The following is a 22339-nucleotide window of genomic DNA, read 5'->3' as shown; positions in this document are numbered from 1 at the left end:
AATTCATTTTTGGCGCGGATTAATCACCCTCCTTCAACTTAAAACCCATATGTTTTCGTGGGGGAGGCTTTTCCTTTTTTTCAATTAACTCGTCCAAATAGCTGAAAAGCAGTTCGATATTTTTGTTCTGACTTTGTAGTTTCATTTTTATTTCTTCAATATCAAGCTTAAATGTTAAAGTGTCCATCAAAATGATACATATTTTAACAAAAACTTCGATAATTTTTATACTTATCTGGGAGGCTTTTCCGCTTTTTAATACATTCGCCAACTGGAGAACCCCGTGTTCTGTAAAAACCAATGGCAAAGATCCACTCAAATGTTGTTTTGAAGGTGTTGCATTTTGCGATACCATAATTTCAACTTGTTATTCCGTTAATTGGAACATAAAAATTTTTGGGAATTTTTCTTTATTTCATCTGACCTGTTCCCGTAAACGAATTGCCTTTACTTCAAAAAGTTCTGCCAAATTTCAAAACAACTTAGGTACGATTGCAAATTCGCACCGGCGGATAGAATGACCATTGAAATTATCTATTTTTAAGAAGTTTTATTTCAAAATTGTAAATTAAACCAGTTATGGTACGGGCAAATCCGCACTAATGGTAGGGAAACTGAAATTGAATTTTTTAAAAGAATTATTAGTAACCCTATATATTCTGATCTGCTATTATAAAAAAAAACTATTAATTTTCGTAGGTTTAATTTATTTTCGGTTGTTAGATTAAAAAACTAAACTATGTACAAGGTGAAATTTGCAGATAGATATTATACTTCTGAACTAAGCAGAAACAGAGATGCGTATTTTAATGAATCGCACTTGATCGGGGTTTTGAAATTGGAAGAAAGAAGGAAAACAAAAAATGGTTTAGCATTTGCATTATGTACTGGAGCAATTATTGGTTTAACATATTCAAGTTGGACTATCGCAATTATTATTTCAACTGTGATTGCAATTTTCATTTGGATAATTGTTAGATCGTTTATTGAAAAACAAATAAATCTTGTTACCGAATATGCAGAAGTTTATTACGAGAATATGATTCGTTTACAGAGAGATTTAAACCACGAAGTAATTGAACCATTTTTTAAAAGATATATAACAATTGATCAAATTGATGAAAAAATTCCAAATTTGGTTAATTATATAAATCACCGAGAGAAATTAAATCTTATAGATGATGATATAAAATTGATGATAGAAAATTATGAATGGGAAAAGTTTGAAGAAAAAATAAATAATTCTATTGCCAAGTTAGATAAAATAACTACTACCAATATTGCAAAAATGTTATTAGAAAGATTCCCAAATATAAATTTTGACAATCATAATGAGATAAATGAATTATTGGAATCGTTTGAAAATTTTCAAAAAGATAATAAAAGGTATTGTGATATTGACATTCTAGAAAAAGAGATTTTTTCTCAATATAAAGTTCAACAAGCCATTGAATTTGGTAAAAAACTAAATAGAAACAATAGCAATAGATTGACAATTGCTGAAGTTGAAAATATGGACGGATTTGAATTTGAAGATTTTTTGGCAGAATTATATAGAAAAGCAGGTTATAAAGTTCATATAACATCCAAAAGTGGTGATCAAGGTGCTGATTTAATAATCGAAAAGGATGGCATTAACATTGCAGTTCAAGCTAAAAAATATTCTGGGAAAGTAACCAACAAGGCTGTTCAGGAAGTGGTTGCCGCAATGAAATACTATGACTGTGATAAAGCAATTGTAATAACAACGGGGTATTTCACAAAAAGTGCAATTGAATTAGCAGATAGAAATAACGTAATTCTCAAGGACCAAAAATCATTAAACATTTTAATAGATTCCATCTTATAAATTTCATTTCTCCTTAATCAATTTAATAGGGAAGTGATAACACTCTTCGCTGGAACAAATTTGAAGTTAATGCTATAATGCCAACTGTGACTCAAAACTGCCACCTTCTTCACCCTCCCCAATTATCCCGGTCCAGACTCCGGTAATGAATGGCTTCCGAAAGGTGGTGGGCGAGCACGTGTTCTTCTGCTTCGAGGTCGGCAATGGTGCGCGCCACTTTCAAAATGCGGTCGTAAGCGCGGGCCGAGAGGCCCAGCTTGTCCATGGCGTTTTTAATAAGTTCGTTGCCGGCTTCGTCCAGTTGCACGTATTTGCGAATGAGTTTGGAGCTCATCTGCGCGTTGGAATAAACGCCTTTGTGTTCGGCAAACCGTTCTTCCTGGATCTTTCGTGCAACAATCACCCGTTTACGAACGGTTTCGCTGTTTTCGGAAGATTCCATTTCAGCCAGCTTTTTAAATGGCACTGGCACCACTTCCAGGTGAATGTCAATGCGATCGAGCAACGGCCCGGAGATTTTGTTCAGGTATTTCTGCACCACGCCCGGCGCGCACACACAGTCTTTGGTGGGGTGGTTGTAGTAACCGCACGGACATGGATTCATGGATGCCACCAGCATAAAACTGCTGGGGTATTCCACCGAAAATTTTGCCCGCGAAATGGTAATCAGCCGGTCTTCCAACGGCTGGCGCATTACTTCTAAAACGGTGCGTTTGAATTCGGGCAGTTCGTCAAGAAACAAAACGCCGTTGTGGGCCAGGGAAATTTCCCCTGGCTGAGGATAATTTCCACCGCCAACCAGGGCCACGTCCGAAATAGTATGATGCGGACTGCGAAACGGCCGCTGTGTCATCAACGAAGTATCTTTTCCGATTTTTCCGGCCACCGAATGGATTTTGGTTGTTTCCAGCGCTTCCTTCAGTGTAAACGGCGGCAAAATGGTTGGAATCCGTTTGGCCAGCATGGTTTTCCCCGACCCGGGCGGGCCGATGAGAATGATGTTATGACCTCCCGCTGCAGCAATCTCCAGTGCCCGCTTCACGTTTTCCTGACCTTTTACGTCGCTAAAATCGAGCGGATTATTGTTGATTCGAGCGTAAAACTCGGCACGGGTATCCACAATGGTTTGTTCCATGTTTTCTTCACCGTTCAGAAAATCGGTTACCTCGCGCAGGTTTTCGGCTCCGTAAACTTTCAGTTTGTCCACCACAGCAGCTTCGCGGGCATTTTGTTTGGGCAGAATAAATCCTTCAAATCCTTCCTTGCGCGCGTTAATGGCAATGGGCAAAACGCCTTTTATGGGCTGCAGCGAACCGTCAAGCGACAATTCACCCATTAAAACATACTTCGCTAATTTATCGCTACTGATTTGATTGGAAGCTGCCAAAACAGCAGCAGCCAGTGGTAAATCGTAAGCCGAGCCTTCCTTGCGGATGTCGGCGGGTGCCATGTTGATTATGATTTTATAGCGGGGCCAGCCAAATCCGTTCAGGCGAAGAGCCGATTCAATACGCTGCTGACTCTCTTTCACCGCGCTGTCGGGTAGTCCAACCAGCAAAAATTTGATGCCCTGGGTAACGTCAACTTCAATGGTAATGGTAGTTGCATTTATTCCGAAAACTGCGCTGCCGTAAGCTTTTACCAACATGAGAATGGGTTTAAATTTGATTCATTTAATTTTTCAAAGTATAAATGTAGAAAATTAATCAGAAAATACAGGACTGAAAACCTCTCAAGTGTTAACTTTAGGGGCGAAAGCATGATGTTTTAAATTCTTATTTAAGGTAAATGATAAATCTGCAATTACCTGAAAATTATGATATTATTCTTTTTTATCTGGGATTTATTATCCTTGTTGCCACTATATTACCACGTATTTTGTCGAAACATTTGATAACGGCGCCTATTGTTTACCTGATTTTGGCAGTGGGTGTTTTTGTTTTTTTTAAGGAAAGCCCGCTTCCACATCTGGCTGAAAGTCCTTATTTGGGTAAAAGACTGACAGAAATGGGGGTTATTATTTCACTCACTGCCGCAGGACTGAAATTGAAAAGGCCCTTTGCCTGGGAAACCTGGCGTTATGCTACACGTTTACTGCTGATTACCATGCCGCTGACTATTGGCTTAATTGCGCTGTTCGGTTGGTGGATGCTCGGTTTTGCACCTGCTACAGCCATGTTACTGGGTGCCGTAATTGCACCTACCGATCCGGTGTTGGCTTCCGATATTCAAACTACACCTCCACATCAGGACGATTCATCGAGTGCCCGGCTGGCACTAACTACCGAAGCCGGACTGAACGACGGGCTGGCTTTTCCTTTTACCAATATGGCCATTGCCATGGCGCTGGTGGGTTCACATCCTGCTTTGTGGTTTACCGACTGGCTGTTCACCGATTTTTTCTATAAAATCATTGTTGGCACACTCATCGGAATCGGTTCGGGATGGATACTGGCAAAAATTATGTACTGGCTACCCTATCCAAAAACTCACAGTTCGGTGATATCTACCGGACTTCTCGCACTAAGTCTTACTCTTTTACCTTATGGTTTGGCAGAAATAGTTCATTCATACGGATTTATTACTGTTTTTGTGGCTGCCTGTACATTTCGTTATCAGGAAAGTACGCACGAACAATTGGAAACTCTGCATGATTTTTCTGAAGAAATAGAGCGAATTCTCGTAGCAGTTTTATTCACTGTGGCAGGTATTTACATCAGCCATGATTTTCTTAACGATTTTCGATGGTTTATGATACCGGCGGCACTGATAATTTTATTTATTATCAGGCCTTTAACGGGGATTGCAGGCTTGTTGGGAACCAGGCTGCCAGGAGTAAAAAAGCAGATTATTTCCTTTTACGGAATCCGCGGAATCGGTTCCATTTATTACCTTTTGTATGCCTTTTACCATGCTCATTTCGAACAGGCTCGTGAAGTGCTGGCATTGGTTGTGGTCGTTATTCTCTTTTCAGTTTTCATTCATGGACTCTCGGCCCGGTTTGTAATGAACCGATATGTAAAAACTACCTGATTAAGAGAGATTTTTAACCCGGTTTATAAAAATAAATTTCAAACTCAGCTTCCGAAATTTCGTTTACCCAATGCTGAACCGATATGCTGGCAGCTTTGTCAATTAAAGGTGCAGGAAGAAAAGGTGCCAGGAGTTTATAAATTTTTCCTTCGGAAAGTTGTTTCAAATCGGCCATCACCTGGTTTACCGGATGTTCGCCGGCAGCCAGCATTTCCCGGGCATTCATTTCTTTATGAACCGTTTTTTCGTCAACCCACCATGGTTTTACTGTGTTGTAACCACTGCCAGCGGTTTCCCCAAGCAAATCCTGTCCAACCTCTTTACGCAACCGATTGATTAGGTCTTCCACTTTTACATTGCCAATGGCCGCAGCCTGTTGCAAGGTGGCAATTTTAGCCACGGTTTTCCGCAGTACCGGATTTTTCAACTTGCTGAAAGCCGGCACATAGTCGATGAGTACCTCTTCGAGTTGAGGCCAGGTTTCTATCAGTTGCAACACTTTTGTTTTGGGTGATATGATAATATTTTCTTTGTTTTCCATAATTTCTATTTGTACGATAAAATGCGTTGTTCCCCTTCAAGCGCCCGGTATTCAGTAAGGTTTTGCGATACTTCAAGTGTTCCGAGGTACTCCCCTTTTTCGTTACGTAATGCAAAATATTCGATGTGGATAAATTTTCCGCCCAGATTAATCCAGAAAGGCGCCCGATCTTGTTTTCCGCTTTTAAAATCTTCCAGAATTTTGTCTACAATATGTGCGCTGGCCGGTGGGTGGCAGTGCCTAACGTCGCGATTGAGAATAGCGCGGTTACGCTGGAAAATACGTTCTGTTCCCTGGGTAAAATATTTTACTTTGTCGTTTCGGTCAACAAAAGTCATGTCAACCGGCACGGTATTCAAAATGGCCAGTAACTCTTCCGCAGTAAAACCACCCGAAGGAAGTTGAATGTTACCGCCCTCTTTCTGTGCTTCGTTAATATTCTCTGCTTCCATGCCATCCGGTGTCCATTCGGTTGGCGGATCGTAAAGACAAAAACCAATTTCAACCGACTGTTTGCGAATCTGGTACCAGTCGCCATCGGCCAAAGCATCCATAGCCATCGGGAAAAGGATTTCCTCTTCTTTTACGGTCATTTCCACAACTCCTCTGGCAGCAGGAATCAGCACAAGCTCGGCAGAGGCGATTAAATCATCTTTTGTGAGGTCCGGAGTATGCAAAATTTCGATGCTTCCTTTGAGCAGTTCCCTGATTTCATCGTGTTTTCCCCACATTACCTTGGGCGGTCCGGTAACACCAATTTTTTCGAGATAAGGAAAAAGCAAATATTCTTTTCGCTGGTAATGCTTGTCCACATCCACCAGTTGGTTGAATCCGGCTTTTAGCTGAAGGACCGTTTCTTCAAAGTGTTCTTCTTTTACATATTTCAGTGCATTAAGCTGGGAAAGCACATTTCCGGCCACACGTTTCAGCACTTTGTTCTCTTCCAGCATTACATCCACCGGATGACCTTCGGGAATGGTTTTGGCCGCCGAAAGATCGACCCGGCCTTCCAGCACCGCGGAATGTGCATCACAAAGTTTCAGTACCTCTTCTTCAGGCAAACCTTCGGAAATGAGTTCCTGTTCCACTTCAACTACTTCACCGTAGGGAATATTGCTGAGGCTTACCAGTAACTCTTGCCGCACTCCTTCTTCCGATTCACCCTCATGCAGTTTCAAAATAAGTTCTTTCAGTTTGGCTTTTCTGAATTTCGAATTGTCAATATGTTCACTCATAATATTGTTTTAAAAAGGTTAAAAAAAGGAGACCCAATATATATGAGCTCCTTTTTTGAATACCCAATAAAATTAAAGAAAAAAGATTATTGTATCAAATTAACTGTTTAACTTCTTCTCTTTTTCAATACTCCAGCCGAATTTCAGTCCGAATACAAACCAGACCAGAGCTACGGTTCCCAGTGCAAAAAGTGTATCGCCAAATACTCTCAGCCATTTAAAGGTGTTAATGAGCGGAGTTTGCAAAAATTCAGCAGAACGGGCATACCACAAACCTTCCTGCACGCTGGCAAATGTTTGGGCAAGACCGATGGGCAAAACGCTGATGAGAACCATTGCTGCCAGGCCGATGTTGATAGCCCAGAAAGCAAATTTCAGCCATTTTTCTTTCCATACTGAAACTGTATCCATATCACGCAGAACGAAAAGCATCAGACCGATTCCCAGCATCCCGTAAACGCCGAACAGTGCTGTGTGCCCGTGAACCGGAGTGGTATTCAGACCCTGCATGTAATATAGCGCAATGGGTGGATTAATGAGAAATCCGAAAATTCCCGCCCCCACCAGATTCCAGAAAGCAACGGCAATAAAACTGTAAATAGGCCATTTGTAGGCTTTTATCCAGGTTGAACTGCGGTATATTTTTAAATTGTCCCAAGCTTCGTATCCCATGAGCACAAGCGGAACCACCTCGAGAGCACTGAACGATGCACCAATGGCCATTACGGCTGTTGGTGTTCCGGTAAAATAGAGATGGTGAAATGTTCCGAGAATACCTCCCGAAAGGAAAATAACCGTTGTAAACAGAACGGCCAGCGTGGCTGTGGTTGCTCTTACCAGTTGCATACGAACAAAAAGAAAAGCCATAACCACCACAGCAAAAACTTCGAAGAAACCTTCCACCCAGAGGTGAACCACCCACCAGCGCCAGTATTCGGCTATGGCCAGATTGGTCTGGCGGCCCCACATCAGACCGGCACCATAGAATAAGGCAATGGCAGCAGAAGCAATAAGAAACAGGATTAAAAGATGGCGGCTGTCGTTTCGTTGTTTTAGTGCTGGTAAAATTGCCCTACCCATAAGAAACAGCCAGATGAAAAGACCGGCAAAAAGAAATATTTGCCAGAAACGGCCTAACTCAACGTACTCGTAACCCTGGTGTCCGAACCAAAAATTCTGAACAAGTCCCAGTTTCTGCATAACACCCATCCATTGGCCGGCCAATGAACCAACCACAATAACCAGGAGTGCCCCGAACAAGACATCCACACCAAGTTTTTGAAATTTGGGTTCCACACCCGAAATGGCAGGTGCGTAGTAAAGCCCTGTAGCAAGCCATGATGTAGCAATCCAGAAAATGGCAATTTGCACGTGCCAGGTTCGTGAAATGGAGTAGGGAAGCCAGTCGGCTAAAGGAATGCCGTAAAATGCCTGGCCTTCAACTCCATAGTGGGCAGTAATTACACCCATTACAACCTGAACCAGAATGAGTAGGGTAACCACCCAGAAATATTTTAACGTCGCTTTTTGCGAAGGGGTTTGTCCGATATCTTTTAAGGGATGCGAGGTTGGAGGTTTCAGTTCTTCTTCCTCTTTTCTGGAGGCATAATACCAAATCATTAATCCGATGCCAGCCAATAGAATAATTACACTGAAACCTGTCCATAGAATCATTGCACCGGTGGGGGTGTTTCCAATCAGTTCGTCGGCAGGCCAGTTGTTGGTGTAGGTAATGTCCTGGCCAGGCCTTTCGGTAATACAGGCCCACGAAGCCCAAAAGAAAAAAGCATTCAACAGTCTGACTCTTTCCGGATCTTTCAGAGAATTTTCGGGTACGCTGTAAGCATCACGCAAGTGAGCCAATTCCGGATCATTTGTAAAAAGACCGCCATAATGAGCGCTGTTGTTTTCAATGGCATCGGCCCTTAATGATGAAATTGTAATGATTTTTTGTTTTGGGTCGAAGGTATTTGTGCGCATATCGCGCTGAAGTAAAAATCGTAATGATGCCTGCTGGTCTCCGGTAAGGTCATCGTAAACTTTACCGTGTGCATCCAATGCCAGCCTGTCGAGCATATAAACTGCTTCACGGTGGAGCCAGTCGGCTGTCCAGTCGGGGGCCTGGTATGCCCCATGTCCCCAAATTGTTCCCAACTGGTGCCCACCAAGCGATTGCCAAACATTCTGACCATCCTTAATGTCCTGTCCGGTAAATAAAGTTTGTCCGTTTTCGGTAACAACCTTTTCAGGAACAGGAGGGGCTTCCCTGTAAATTTCTTTCCCGTAATAAAGTAAAACACCAAAGGAAATAACCATTACGGCAATAAATCCTAACCACAATTTTTTTGTCTTCATAAAGTTTGATTTTTATTTTTTGATGCTGCAAATATAAAATCTTTTTACTGATAGACAAAAAGGTCTTTTAATCATTGTAACTTTTTTGTACTTTTGTTTTTTATAAAAAAAGACCGTGTTTAAAAAAGAGACTGAATATGCATTAAGAGGTTTGGTTTACATACAGATGCAAAACCAAATTGGTAAAAGGCCCGGAATTCTTGAAATTGCTTCGGAAATTGATACTCCGCCCTCATTTACCGCCAAAATTTTACAACGTTTGGTACGTATTGGGTTTATTGAATCGGCCAAAGGGAAAAACGGTGGGTATTATTTTGATTCAGACAAAAAAGAACTTTCGTTGAAAAGTATAATTGTAGCCATTGAAGGAGAAAAAATTTTTACCGGCTGCGGATTCGGCCTGAAGCATTGCGATGAAAAAAATCCATGTCCGTTGCATGATGCCTATGCACCAATTAGGGATGCACTAAATCAGTTACTTTCAACTGAGACTATTCAAAACCTGGCTAAAAAAGACAATCCGGAACGAGTTTTGAGCAGATTGAACGGCGATTAGTTTTTTAATCAGAAATTACAATTTCTTCCTGTTTTTCTTTTTTGTCTGAAACAAAAGCAACCATCACAAGCAGCAACACCAATACAATGGCCACATAAACTCCTGTCGGAATGGGTGCAGGCTCGCCTTGTGCATACGAATGCAAACCGGAAAGGTAGTAGTTCACCCCAAAATATGTCATCAGAACCGAACCGAAACCTACCAGCGAAGCGGCACTAACGGCATAATTGCCTTTGAATCCGGGAATTTTGTGCATGTGCACAATAAACGTGTAAACCAAAATGGTAACCATAGCCCAGGTTTCTTTTGGGTCCCAGCCCCAGTAGCGGCCCCAGCTTTCGTTGGCCCAAACACCGCCAATAAACGAACCGGCTGCCAGCATCAAAAGGCCAAGAATTAATGAAATGTGTATGATGACAACCAACTCTTTTATTGTGTGGTTTACCCGGATTTTGTTTTTGTTGTTTCTGAAAATTATCAAAATAAGATTTAGGAATCCCAGCATGGCGCCAATGCCCAGAAATCCGTAACTGGCCATAATGATGGCCACATGCACGATGAGCCAGTACGATTTCAATACCGGCACCAGATTGGTAATTTCGGGGCTCATCCAGCTAAAACCGGCTACCAAAAGCGTTATTCCGGCAAGTAGCGTTGTTAACGACAACGTAATTTCCGACCGGCCTACGAATATTAATCCTGTGAGTAAAGTTGCCCAGCTCACAAATATCATCGACTCGTAACCGTTGCTCCAGGGCGCGTGGCCCGAAATATACCAACGGATTATAAGTCCTGCTGTTTGTGCCGCAAACAATATTAAAATGAGAAAAAAGGCAATTTGTTTTAATGTAACCAGTTTCATTTTTGGGTTGAAAATGGTGTAAAGTTGCAGCAAGAGCAAAACCAGCCCAACTGTCAGCAATATTTTTGATAGTTTTCCAAAAATATCCCATTTGTGGTATAAAATTTCAAGTTTGATTTTCGTTTTTGGTGGAATAATTTGTTCTCCTTCTTTTTGCTGATAGCTTTTAATCTGGTTCAGAATCTGGGTTGCTGTTCCCCAGTCTGATGTAGCTACAGCATTCAAATAATTTTGAGTGGCTTGTTGTGCAAAAGTTTCACCTTCGGCGCCCAGTGTGCTTGCATCGGTTGCCGTAATCCATTTTTGGTTTTCGTGGCCGGGAACGGGAAAAACGGTAAGGAAATTTCCGGAAAAAACATTAAAAAGAATGTTCACCCGTTCGTCCACGTTAATTATTTCTTTGTCAAGTTTGTTGCGCTCGCTGCTTTTTTTGGCGAATGCTTCCGAAACTGCAGCATTAAGCCGGTAGCCGCCCATTTCGCGCGGTTGCACTATGGTGTTGAAGGTTGCATAATCGGTGGAAATTCCCAACATTTTCCGAAGTTCCGGATTAGCCACTTTTATCATGGGTACATTTTTCCATTGTTCAGGTTTGGCCTGCATGGAAAGAAAAACTTCGGAGGCATTCATTCCCTGCCATTTATTCTTTTTGGCCACTTTGCGCAATATTTCCGAAGCAAGCGTTGCAGTTGGTTCCGTTCGGCCTTTGGTGCTTTGCAGGAGCAACTCTTCAAATTCAGCAACATGGTTTTTATTCAGGGACTGGATATTTTGTGGCTGGGCATTCAACATTGAAAAGAAAATTCCGAAAACAAGAACAGCAAACAGTTTTTTTCGTTCCTCGCGCAACCTTGCTGAAGCTTTTATCAGTTTCATAAATCGGCTGTTTCTATTGAAAAGCGTTAAAACAAATCCAATGGCCATAATCAAATAGCCGAAATAGGTGATTGAAGTTCCCCAGGCGTCGCTGTTCACTGAAAGGATTGTACCTTTTTCATCTGTGTCGTAAGACGATTGAAAGAACCGGTAGCCCTGGTATTTTAAAATGTTATTCATAAAAATGCGGAACGGTTTTTCTGTGGCGCCATCTTTTAAAATTACTTCGCTTGCATAAGACGAAGGGCTGTTGGACCCCGGGTAGCGTTCAAGCTGAAAATCTGTTAGATAAATGGAAAAAGGAAGTTCAATTTTTTTGGAACCAAACGAGACTGAAACTTCTGTACCGTCAATTATGGTGGTGAATGGTTCTGCAATTATTCCTTTCATGCCGTAAACCACTAAATTTTTCGACTGATTTCCTATGGTAATTTCTGTTTGCAATGCATCGCGGTTTGAACCACCTTGTTGCGGAGGAGCATAAACCAATTGGGTTTTGCCGTTTTGGAAAAACTGCCTCACTGCAAAATGAATATTTCCGCTTGAGTAAACTGTTTGGGTATTCATCCGGTATCGCTCGCCGGGAGTAATTTCTTCTGCTCTATTTCCGCTCATATCCAGCACAAAAACTGAATCTGTGGAAATGAAATACAAATTTCCCTGGTCTATTTGCAGATTGATGTCTGAGTTTTCATTTTGTGCATTAAAAGCAATGGTGCTTCCTTCAACTGTTTTTCGTTCGCCGTTTTTCAGATTAAAATCAGTCCGCTGCATTCCCTCACCAACGGCCATCAGAGAAACAATTGGTTCTCCGTTTGGATCGGCCACAACAGTTTCGGCTGCCGATGGCATGTATTGCAGATTTTTAACCTGAATCGTTTTTCCGTTCAATTGAACTTCTTCTGAAAACCGGTTGGCAGTGTAAGCCGAGAATTTTACTTCGTGTTCTTGCTCTGCCACCATTTGTCCATCAGTTGCGGCTATTTTAATGAATGTTTCCTCAGAAACAATAAAATTGGATGATTGTCCTTCGCGAATGTGCATGGTGCCTTCGTAACCGTAATAGCGTGTTACACCGGCGCCAATAATCATAAAAACAAAAGAAATATGGAACAGGAACCCGGGCCATCTTTTTTTGGTAAAAAGTTTATTTTGGAAAACACTTCCGATAAGGTTTATAGCAATGATAACCAGTAATATTTCAAACCACCTGGAATTGTAAATTAATATTTTAGCAGTGGGTGTGCCGTAGTCATTTTCAATAAATGTGGCATAACCAATGGCTATGGCGAATATGGTTATCAGAATTCCGGTAAAAAGCATGGAGAACAGAAACGAAACAAACTTTTTCATAATTCAAACATCTAAAAAATTGCCCAAAAATAGCTTAAGATTGGAAAGTTAAAAGAAAAAAGGAGATAAAAAACAGGTGATTAACAATTAGTAAAGCTGATAATGGCATGTTGAGCAAAGCTCGTCGCGCCAAACTTCGTTAATATTTATGGGGTGCTGAAATTCCAGCGGGTTGGCCACATTTGAAATTTCCAGATTCTCAGGCGTGCCCTGGGCAGTAATGTTATGGCATAAATTGCAATCGCGTGAAATAACCTGTCCCCGGGTTGAGGTGTGCCGGTCGTTGTGACACCTGTAGCAGCCATCGGTTTCAAGGTGTCCCAGGTGATTGGGATACTCAGTCCAGTTAACTTTCATATAAGGGAAAATGTTTTTTGAATAGCCTTCCTGAATGCTGGCAATGGCATTTTCGATATCACTTTTATTGGACTCGAGTAATTCGGGATACATAATTTCGTAATATTCATTCACCTGCGTTTTGATGGCAGTGAATGCACTGTCTTTTGTCGGATAATCCATAGTAAATACACCCATGGCAACCGATTTAATATCAGGCAAATCTTTCGAAATATCACCTGAAACAATATATTCATCAATAAAGTTCTGCGGAACCTTATAGTTGTGCGACGGCCGGTTGTGACAATCGAGGCAGTCCATCACCCGAACTTCCAGCGAATCCATTTGAGCCGGGGTGAGTTTGTTTTCTGAATCTTCATAAATGGTTTCCTCACCGGTTTTCAGGTTGGTGTATTTTACCCACGGAATTACCCCGCGTTTTTCGTCGGCAGCCATGTATTCAATTTTTACATCCGGATTGATGTGCCAGTGAATTCCTTCGCTTATTCCCTGCGCGCTATGTTCTGAACTGGTTTTAAGCAGCATGTGAATGTCCCATTCGGTGTTTTCCTCATCGGCCAGATAAGAACGTTTGATGCGTAGTTTCCGGTCATAAAATTTTTCGGGCCAGTGACACTCTTCACATGTTTCCTGGGCTGGCCGCAAACTGTGCACCGGCGTTGGAATGGGGCGTGGGTATTTGTCGAACATTACCGAATAAACCTGGTATAAACCGGAAAGTTTACTTTTTACATACCAGTCGGCTCCGCTGCCCACATGGCATTCCACACACGAAACACGCTCGTGCGACGATTCCTGGTAGGCCACATATTCGGGTTCCATTACCTGGTGGCATACTTTTCCGCAAAATTCTACTGACTCGGTATAATGAAAAGCTTCGTAACTGCCTACTGCCGAAAGAATTAAAAGTATAACAGTTCCGGTTGAAAATATGATGGTGGCATTTCGGGTGGCCGGATTATTAAAATCGAAAACCGGCCAGTCTTTTATTTTAGCCCCCTGTACCTGTTTTTTAATTTTTCGTTTGGTAATTAACATACCAACCGGGATCAAAATTAACCCGATAATTAAAAAAATAGGTAGAATAATATAAATAAACAGTCCTACATAAGAGCTACCTACATCGAAAATAATCGTGATAATAAACAAGAGTGCAATGAGGAACAGGTTGAGAATGGCAATTGCTGCACCTATAATGGAGATCCAGTTTCTTAACGTTTGTGGTAGTTTCATAGGACAAATATTTTTTAAAGCATAAAAAGCTATTGGTTCTGCAAAAAAACCGTTAAACAACAAGGGTGCTTAACGGTTTTTCATGGTCTTTCAGGTATGCCAGCCGGTAACTATACTTTTGTAGTTTTTACCTGGTGGTTTTCCCATTGAAGCAACATATAAATGTATCAGCAAAAACACAAATACAAGGAACCCTATTACACCGTGAATAACTGCCGTAAGCATTACTCCGCTAATCCTGAATACCTGCTCGATAATCATTTCAGGAAAAAATAAGGCAATGCCGGTAACAATAAGAATGGGCAGAAACAGATACATCACAAAAATGTATGAATATTTTTGTAACGGATTAAACTTCCTTTTTTCTGAAATGGGGAAAGGTGATTCCTCGCCTTTAAACATTCCGGAAATGTAATATTGAATTTGCTTTGTTATCCTTTTAGATAACCCTTTGGTTTTTACACGGTAATACTTACCGTTTTTGGTAAGAATGTTTCCAAAAACAAAAAGAAAGTAACTGATTGTTACAATAACTCCGGCAATATTATGAACAGCAATTGCGGCTTCAAAATTCAGTAGAAGGGCACCTCTGTCAGAATAATGTAAACTTATTCCGGAAAAGATGAGTGCAAGAATTCCGAGTGCATTAATTCCATGCCAGATTCTGAGCCATAAAGGATATAAATAAAGTTTTTCTCCGTTTTCCATAAACCTATTTTTTTATAATCCTTAAAATAGTGTGAACAGCAATTCCACCAAGAATAGCAAAGAATACAATGGCAAATATGGTGTTTAAGTAAGGAACACGCGAAGCCCCGATTACATAATACTCATTAGAGAATTCTTCTTCGGTATTTTTTGCGGTAAAAAGGCCTAAAATTGATTTTTGTGAATTTTCCCCGGTTTCTGTTCGCGATCTCAAATTTTGATATTTGTATAAAGAAGCTTGTAACATCGAATTGGCTGAATGACATTCAACGCAATTTTTTGTAGCGTGTTCTTTCCTTAAAACATTATGTGACACCATTAATGAATCCTGCACCTGGGTATGGCATTCAATACAACGCACACGCCTGAAATGCAGTTCCTGGTTGGGAAGCCAGTTGTGGATGTCAACCAGTTGTGGTTTTTCATCTGCTGAAACCAACTGGTATCGGGTCATGTTGTCGTGGCATGAAAGGCACATGTTGTTGCTGTATTCCACAATTTCCCTAATGTCGCTGCTGGTTCGTGCAGTTGCCCTGTAATAATGCTGACTATGGCATTTGGAACATGAGAATTGATCGCCATGTAATTCGTAATGAACACTTTTCTGATATTCTTCTTCAATTTTGTCGAACTGCCAGTCTTCATAGGTGGGGTCTCCACCATGGCAATCGATACATGTCATCATCGGTTCCAGTTTCAATTGGCCATCGTGAGGATAGGTTTCATAATCCATTGAATGGCAATCGATACAACTAAAAGCCTGATGCACACCAATAGCCAACTGAACAGTATCCAGAATGTAAAACGGGTTCATCAGCCGTTTTTCTTCTTGTTCAGTCCAGTCGTTATAAATGGTATGAGCTTGTGAAGCATGGCATTTGAGGCAAGCCTGATTTTGTTCAGGTATGTTTTGCCCGTTGGAATTCAGCACACCCACAAACCCTGTAAAATAAACAAGGAAAATTGTGCAAGCGAAAAATCTCATGGCACAGGATAATTAAAAAAACTGCCCCGGGAGTCAGCACTCTCCGGAGCAGGATTCGATTTTATAACCTATTTTAAAGACCTTATAAAGTTTATAACAGCCCAGCGATCTTCTTCTTCTGGAATTTTTTTCTCGAAGTTGGGCATTTCATCCATACCGATAATTGATTGGTAGTAAATTTCACCATCAGTTTGACTTTGGAATTTCGGATCGTTAAACGGAATCATTTTAGCTGTCATACTAGCAGCTTTTGGTCCATCTCCCAATCCAACGTTTCCGTGGCACGATTTGCAATGTTTTGCATACATCATTTTACCTACCCTATCCAACGATGCATCGCCGGCATATGGGTTTTTCATTTCTTTGTACTTAGCGGGGATATCCCAATTCTCCGGCATACTTGTGCTTTCTGTTGGTGAAACAAAAGCAGCCAAAAGCATTCCTGCAAACAGGACTACCAGGGGATATGTTAAAAATTTAATCTTACCTTTTTTCATGATAAATTATTTTATATAGTTAAACATTAAAAGTTCCAAATTCTGGTAATGGTAAATCCAAATGCCAGGTTATCCAGGTTGAATTTGTTTGAATTCCACATCATAATATCCTGAGGAATAATTCCTTTTGCATTTCCCATATATATTTGGAATGCATGAGTACTTGTTGCAATTTCAATGCCAAAAGAAACATTTGGCTGATGATGAGCCGGAACTTGCAGTTGTTCAGAAATTTGCTGAATATTTAGCGGTGCATCGTAGTTAAAAATGAAGGACGATTGTGGGGAAAAATTTACTCTTCCGTTAAAATGCACTCCAATTTTATCGTGGTCAAAATTGCGTTCAACCAAGTTGTAATGTGTAAAACTTACACCTGTTTGCAGGGAAAGCCAGTAGTTGAATTTGCGCCCTATTATCAGTTGTGAAAAATAGGATAGCCTGTCGGCAAAAGCGATGTCAAATTCTGCCGGACCTTCTCCCGAGTGCCAAACCTTACCAGTTCCAAATGCACTTTCATTTCTTCCGTCAACTGCCACCACACCATAAAGTGCCACTGCAACGGGAATTGTATTTTCACGGGTTTGTTCCAGAATGGTCCATTTGGCATTCAAATCGGTGTACATTCTTTCTTTGCTTAAACCAATACCTGTTTGAAAGTTTTTAAAAGGCACATAGTTTAATGCAAGCCTGATATTTGCTGCCGGAGCATATATCCCGAAAAAATCAGACATCCCATTTTCTATGGTTCCAAATTTATGCTGAATGGCAAATTCCAATGTTCCTTCTATTGGAATCATGGTTGTTTGGTTATCAATTAAATAACCACTTGCAAACGGTGCTCTAACGGGTCTGTCCTTTACCGGTTCTTCCTCGTCCTGAGCAAAGATTGCGGTGAACGGAATAACCGTAAGTAACACGAATAGTATGTAATTCTTCATTTCTGCCATTTTTTCGGTTAGTTATTTTTTGCACCTTGTTCAATCCACGCCAATATAAGGTCGGCCTGAGTTAATGTATATTTTTTATAATGCTCTCCATCTGGATGTGGGTAAGTATATATTCTGCTTTCTTCTGGCGATGTTTTATTAATATACCTGGTGCTGTTGAGCGAACTAAAGGCATTCTCTTCTCTTAAATCGGGAATCTGGCTTCCGTTGTGGCAGGCTGTACAATTGTTTCCACTGGTGAAAATGGGAAGAACTTCTTCAGAAAAGCTGATTTCCTGATCCGGATCACGGTCTGGAATCTCTTCAGGAATTTCCCAATCGTACAGACAGCTTGAAGCCATAAAAGCAGCTACAATAACCAACAGCAATATTTTTAATTTAATTTTCATCTTTGCTAATTTTTGTTATACGCCAGTTGCAATGAATAAAATACAGCCGGTGTGAACTATGCTTCGGGCTGGTATGCATTCAGTGCTTCCAGTGTATTGATAAGCAGCGCATTGATATATCTTGGGTTGTGTACGCCCAAACTACGGTCTTCTACAATTCCTATCCAGTTAAAATACGCACGTGCCAAATCTATTGGATATGTTCCAGGTACCGGATGATAACCATGTTCGTCATCTCCTTCAACCACACCAAATTCCATGAGTTTTTCTTTTATTAGGTCAAGTTTTGCAGCAACGTCTGATTGTCTGCCACCATAATTGAAACTTTCAGTTTCGTGGCACGTGTTGCATGCATTCAAACTTGGATTAAAAGAGTGTCCTCCACCACCGTTACCAAATTCACCCATGTGGCAACCTGTGCAGGAAGCTGTTTCATTCAGGTGGTAAGAACTGTTTGGGTCCGGATATGAAACTGAACCTTCAATTTCAGCAAATCCAACACCAGCCACAAGGTTGGCCTGCGGTCCGTGGTGTGGTCCGTAATGAGTGCTGGCAATACGGAAGGTTTCTGCGCCCGGAGTTGCAACATTTGGTTCCGCTGTACGGGTTTGATGACAATTGGCACACAGGTTACTGTTGCCTAACATATCTAAAACTGTTACCTTGTCGGAAGCTGCAACAACAGGATCATTTAACCTTAGTGCATAGTCGGTTGTTTCAAAAGTTTCATGCAATCCGTGGCAGGTATTGCATTTCCAGGCAGTCGGATTGGTAATATCACCGGCAACCTGGCCCAATTCTGCATACTGAACAAATTGTTCGTGTGAATGACATGGTGAACAAGAAGCGCGACTTCCGGCATAATCCACAGCTATTGCACCTGCGGAGTGTACCGACATGGCAAACTGTCCCTGGATAGACTCGATATTATCACTGTTATGGCAGGCAAGACAGGAAACATTTCCGTCCACACCATCCATACCATCAGATCCGTCAGCTCCGTCAGCTCCCGATGGGCCCATAGGGCCTTCTTTTACACACGATGTGGCAAGAAATGCACACACAACACCAAAACAAATAAGTTTTAAAAATGATACATATTTCATAACATGACCAGTTTAGTAGTTTATACTATAAATCATTAAATACTTTACGGCGTAAAAATAGTATGGAAATTTGTTGGTTCGGCGGTGTAATCAATGATATATCAATCAGTTGCTGTTGATATAAGTTGCGCCCGTTATTGACATATATCAATCAGCCATTTTTGCTGATCTCCTGCAGGCTGCTTTCATCAAGGATTTCAATGGTATTACCTTGTGTTTTAATGAGTCCCGATGATTTGAATTGTTGCAATATCCTGACCAGGCTTTCTTTGGTCATATTGGACATATCAGCCAAATCCTGCCGGGTTAAAGGAACAGAGAAAGGATTAGCCTTGAATACGTCGTTTTTCAGGTAAAGCAGCGTATCTGCAACTCTGCCGGGCATATATTTCTGGGTTAGAACTACCAGCTTATTCAGCAAAGCGTTGTTTTGTTTGGTATGGTGGCGAAGCAATTCAACTGCAAAACGATTATTTTCTGAAAATAATTGAGAAAGTTTGGATGCATTAATCAGGCAGCAGGTAACTGGTGTAACGGCTGAAATGGTAAATTTCTGAACATTTCCGTTGAATAAATCACCGCCGGTAATAAAATCGAGATTGCTTATTAGTTTAACAATCAGGTTTTTACCCTTTAGTCCCTCAACGTACACTTTGGCTAAACCTTGTCTGATACAAACAACGTATGTTGATGAAGTATTTTGTTTTATGATGGTTTCTCCTGGTTTATATTTGATTTGCTGTTTGCCGTCAACAAGATATTCGAGTTCCTGGTGCTCTAAAGTTTTAAGGAGATTGGTATCATCGCTTCTAAAACATGTTTTGCAGCAACAATCCTGTGTCTTTTCACAATCGACACTAAGTTTTTCACATTTTACACATTCAAAATCAGCTTCTTTTAACACCTTTACCTCCTTCAAAAATCAATATCCGAATTAAAACTTCTGGTTTGTAACGAAAGTTCCAAAATTAATAAAAAAATCAGTTATTGAAAAAAATATCTTTTAATACATTTTTGAAAAAGAGTTTTTTATGAAAATATTGAATTTATTGGGAATCCATTGTTTTTTAGTCTTTTATGTTTAAGATAAGATTTGCCATGGTTTCAATCCATGCCGGTTCGGCGTTCAGGCTTTCAACGAGCTGCAATTTTTCGCCTCCTTTTTCCATAAATTCCTCCTTGTACTCATCGCCAATTTCAATAATGGTTTCAAGGCAATCGGTAACAAATGCCGGGGCAAAAACCAGGATGCGTTTTTTTCCTTCATTAAGTTTTTCAAGTAAAACTTCATCTGTAAACGGTTCCATCCATTTGTTATCGAGGCGCGACTGGAACGAAACCGAATAGTTTTCGGGTTGAATACCCAGTTCTTTGGACAAAAGCCGTGATGTGGCATAACAGGTTGCCCGGTAGCAATGGTGTCCATGTTCGGGCATGGCGTTCTGGCAGGAACACTGTTCCACCGTAATTCCCGGGTGGCTCTTTTCGAGATGCCGGTTCGGAAGTCCGTGATAGGAGAAAATGATATGATCGAAACTTTCCGGATTGTATTTTTGGCCTTGCGCTGCAAAGGCTTTAAGAAATTTTGGATGATCGTAAAACTGATCCACCACTTTCAGTTCAAGATCAACATTTTGTTTTTTCAATTCCTGTTCCACTGCCACCACGGTAGTTTCGGTTGTTGACATGGCGTAATGCGGATAGAGAGGAAAAAGAACCAACTTTTTGAAGCCCTGCTCTTTAATCTGGCAAATCACCCTCTTGTATTTAGGTTTCTGGTAACGCATGGCAACAAAAACTTCGAAATCGTCTCCCAGTTCAGCCTGAAGTTTTTGTTTCATCTCGAAGGAATGGTAAATGAGTGGTGAGCCTTTTTCGGTCCAGAGCAACTTGTAAAGTTTCGTTGAATTTCTTACCCTGAACGGGATGATGATGAAATTAACCAGAAATTTTCTTAGCAACCAGGGCAGGTCAATCACGCGTTTATCGTTTAAAAATTCGGTGAGGTAGCGCCAAACCGCGCCGATTTTCGGCTCGTCGGGGCTACCCACGTTCATCAGCAAAACGGCTGTTCTTTCACTCATTATGTTTTAAATTTATGATTTCGTTGGCAATAGTTTTTCCCTGGTTAATGCGGTCGGCAATTCCAATTCCGTCGCGGATATTGCCAGCAAGCAATAGTCCGGGATGTCTTTTCTCAAGCATATTTATGGCTTTCAGTTTTTCTTCCGACTCAAATTCGTATTGCGGAATGGCGTAATTGTACCGGAATATCTTTAGCAAATCGGGCTTGAATGTTTTTAGTTTGAACATTTCGGATAACTCCTGTTCAACAATGTTAAAAATTTTCTCGTCTGAAAAATCTGCAAATTCAGGTTTTCGTATTCCACCCATAAAAACCGAAAGCAATGCTCCGTCTTTCGGGGCTTTATTTTTAAAGAAAGTTGAGAGGAACAAAGCACCCAAAATATTCCGTTGCTCAATAAAAGGTACCAACCCGCCAAAAGCGTTTAACGGTATTCCCTCCCACTTGTTAAAACCAACAGAAACCTGCACTACTTTCGAATATTCCATTTTGGTAATGGCTTTCAGTTTTTCCTTTTCCAGGAACGGAAAGAGCTTTTCCAAAGTGTAAGCTCCTGTGGTGGAAACAACATGTGAAAATTCTTCTTCGGATAAACCGGAAGAAAATTTATTTTCTTTATGAGAAAAGTTTAGTGCTTTGCAATTTAGTCTGATGTTTTCTTCTCCTATATTTTTCACCAGCGCGTCAATCATTTTACTCAGACCGCCTTTAACCGAAAAGATTTCTTTTGTGGCTTTTTTGTCACGTTCGGTTTTGGGCTCTTTTGCTTTTTTTATGGCACCGCCAATAAAACTGCCATAATCCTGCTCAAGCCAGTAAAGTTTAGGGAAGGCATATTTGGTAACCAACAAGGCAGGATCGCCGGAATAAATTCCAAGAATGAACGGGTCGATGGCATAATCCAGAAAGCTTTTTCCCATTCGGCGCAATACCAGTTGGGCCAGCGTTTCGTTTGGATTATTCCCTTTTTTGCGGAAAGGTTCGCCCAATAAACGCAGCTTGTCTGGAAAGGAAAACAGTGGTGTTGAGATTCCCGAAATCAGACCGGACGGAAGCGGAACCCAGCGGTTATTTTTCCAAATCCACCTGGCTTTGGCAGTTTCGTCAGCTACTTCCAGTGTGCATTCGTTTTTTAATTCTTCCAGTAATTCCGGCACTTCGGGTTTCGACAGGATTCCTGAATTTGGACCGCCTTCAAATGTAAATCCGTTTTCGTAGTGGGTTTGAATTACTCCGCCCGGGCGGTCATCCTTTTCAAAAACCACAAACTGAATTCCTGCCTTTTTCAGGTAAAACGCAGTGGTGAGCCCGGTTAACCCGGCACCCACAACAGCCACTTTTATATTTCCTTCATTTTTCATTTTTAAAAAG

General features: G+C 41.0%; 19 protein-coding genes. 3 read left to right on the top strand and 16 right to left on the bottom strand.

Annotation, left to right across the window (positions count from 1 at the left end; translation table 11 throughout):
- Window positions 1–19 precede the first annotated feature (19 nt).
- On the bottom strand, window positions 20–187 hold the full coding sequence (locus ACESMA_RS00570; protein WP_372946792.1) for a hypothetical protein: 168 nt from the start codon (window positions 185–187) through the stop codon (window positions 20–22).
- Window positions 188–739: 552 nt separating this feature from the next.
- Between ACESMA_RS00570 and ACESMA_RS00565 the strand changes: the two genes are divergently transcribed.
- Entirely contained in the window at window positions 740–1849 is a 1110-nt protein-coding gene (locus ACESMA_RS00565; RefSeq protein ID WP_372946791.1) for a restriction endonuclease, read from the top strand.
- A gap of 109 nt (window positions 1850–1958) precedes the next feature.
- Here ACESMA_RS00565 and ACESMA_RS00560 read toward each other — a convergent pair whose 3' ends face one another.
- Window positions 1959–3497, bottom strand: a complete 1539-nt coding sequence (locus ACESMA_RS00560; RefSeq protein ID WP_372946790.1) for a YifB family Mg chelatase-like AAA ATPase — start codon at window positions 3495–3497, stop codon at window positions 1959–1961.
- Window positions 3498–3637: 140 nt separating this feature from the next.
- Between ACESMA_RS00560 and ACESMA_RS00555 the strand changes: the two genes are divergently transcribed.
- Window positions 3638–4882: a cation:proton antiporter gene (locus tag ACESMA_RS00555; RefSeq protein WP_372946789.1), complete on the top strand. Its 1245-nt coding sequence runs from the start codon at window positions 3638–3640 to the stop codon at window positions 4880–4882.
- A 13-nt stretch (window positions 4883–4895) separates the two neighbouring features.
- On the opposite strand, the gene ACESMA_RS00550 is transcribed toward ACESMA_RS00555, so the two are convergent.
- From ACESMA_RS00550 to ACESMA_RS00540, 3 genes are all read right to left on the bottom strand, one after another.
- Window positions 4896–5423 (bottom strand): DUF1858 domain-containing protein, encoded by a 528-nt coding sequence (locus tag ACESMA_RS00550; RefSeq protein ID WP_372946788.1) that lies wholly within the window; start codon window positions 5421–5423, stop codon window positions 4896–4898.
- A gap of 5 nt (window positions 5424–5428) precedes the next feature.
- A complete protein-coding gene (locus ACESMA_RS00545; protein ID WP_372946787.1) occupies window positions 5429–6658 on the bottom strand; it encodes a DUF438 domain-containing protein in 1230 nt (409 codons plus the stop codon).
- Between the two features lie 99 nt (window positions 6659–6757).
- Window positions 6758–9013, bottom strand: coding sequence for a nitric-oxide reductase large subunit (locus ACESMA_RS00540; RefSeq protein WP_372946786.1), 2256 nt, complete (start codon window positions 9011–9013; stop codon window positions 6758–6760).
- A gap of 115 nt (window positions 9014–9128) precedes the next feature.
- On the opposite strand from ACESMA_RS00540, the gene ACESMA_RS00535 reads away from it, so the two are divergent.
- Entirely contained in the window at window positions 9129–9569 is a 441-nt protein-coding gene (locus tag ACESMA_RS00535) for an RrF2 family transcriptional regulator (protein ID WP_372946785.1), read from the top strand.
- 4 nt (window positions 9570–9573) lie between these two features.
- Here ACESMA_RS00535 and ccsA read toward each other — a convergent pair whose 3' ends face one another.
- From ccsA to hemG, 11 genes are all read right to left on the bottom strand, one after another.
- Entirely contained in the window at window positions 9574–12660 is a 3087-nt protein-coding gene (gene ccsA / locus ACESMA_RS00530) for a cytochrome c biogenesis protein CcsA (protein WP_372946784.1), read from the bottom strand.
- Between the two features lie 87 nt (window positions 12661–12747).
- Window positions 12748–14250 carry a cytochrome c3 family protein gene (locus ACESMA_RS00525; RefSeq protein WP_372946783.1) on the bottom strand — a complete coding sequence of 501 codons (1503 nt, stop codon included), beginning with the start codon at window positions 14248–14250 and terminating at the stop codon, window positions 12748–12750.
- 90 nt (window positions 14251–14340) lie between these two features.
- Window positions 14341–14958: a cytochrome b/b6 domain-containing protein gene (locus ACESMA_RS00520; protein WP_372946782.1), complete on the bottom strand. Its 618-nt coding sequence runs from the start codon at window positions 14956–14958 to the stop codon at window positions 14341–14343.
- A gap of 4 nt (window positions 14959–14962) precedes the next feature.
- Window positions 14963–15943: a cytochrome c3 family protein gene (locus ACESMA_RS00515; RefSeq protein ID WP_372946781.1), complete on the bottom strand. Its 981-nt coding sequence runs from the start codon at window positions 15941–15943 to the stop codon at window positions 14963–14965.
- A 68-nt stretch (window positions 15944–16011) separates the two neighbouring features.
- The gene (locus ACESMA_RS00510; RefSeq protein WP_372946780.1) at window positions 16012–16440 is read right to left on the bottom strand and encodes a c-type cytochrome; all 429 of its coding nucleotides are present in this window, start codon (window positions 16438–16440) and stop codon (window positions 16012–16014) included.
- Between the two features lie 26 nt (window positions 16441–16466).
- Entirely contained in the window at window positions 16467–17378 is a 912-nt protein-coding gene (locus tag ACESMA_RS00505; protein ID WP_372946779.1) for a DUF5777 family beta-barrel protein, read from the bottom strand.
- A gap of 17 nt (window positions 17379–17395) precedes the next feature.
- The gene (locus ACESMA_RS00500) at window positions 17396–17776 is read right to left on the bottom strand and encodes a hypothetical protein (protein WP_372946778.1); all 381 of its coding nucleotides are present in this window, start codon (window positions 17774–17776) and stop codon (window positions 17396–17398) included.
- A gap of 56 nt (window positions 17777–17832) precedes the next feature.
- Window positions 17833–18882 (bottom strand): multiheme c-type cytochrome, encoded by a 1050-nt coding sequence (locus ACESMA_RS00495; RefSeq protein WP_372946777.1) that lies wholly within the window; start codon window positions 18880–18882, stop codon window positions 17833–17835.
- Between the two features lie 151 nt (window positions 18883–19033).
- Window positions 19034–19801: a Crp/Fnr family transcriptional regulator gene (locus tag ACESMA_RS00490; protein WP_372946776.1), complete on the bottom strand. Its 768-nt coding sequence runs from the start codon at window positions 19799–19801 to the stop codon at window positions 19034–19036.
- A gap of 148 nt (window positions 19802–19949) precedes the next feature.
- A complete protein-coding gene (gene hemH / locus ACESMA_RS00485) occupies window positions 19950–20966 on the bottom strand; it encodes a ferrochelatase (protein WP_372946775.1) in 1017 nt (338 codons plus the stop codon).
- Window positions 20959–22329 carry a protoporphyrinogen oxidase gene (gene hemG / locus ACESMA_RS00480; RefSeq protein ID WP_372946774.1) on the bottom strand — a complete coding sequence of 457 codons (1371 nt, stop codon included), beginning with the start codon at window positions 22327–22329 and terminating at the stop codon, window positions 20959–20961. The genes hemH and hemG overlap by 8 nt, the downstream gene beginning before the upstream one ends.
- Window positions 22330–22339 lie beyond the last annotated feature (10 nt).

Origin of the sequence: Mariniphaga sp., assembly GCF_041687215.1 — a bacterium.
Taxonomy (GTDB): domain Bacteria; phylum Bacteroidota; class Bacteroidia; order Bacteroidales; family Prolixibacteraceae; genus Mariniphaga.
This window is presented reverse-complemented; position numbering and strand designations above follow the sequence as displayed.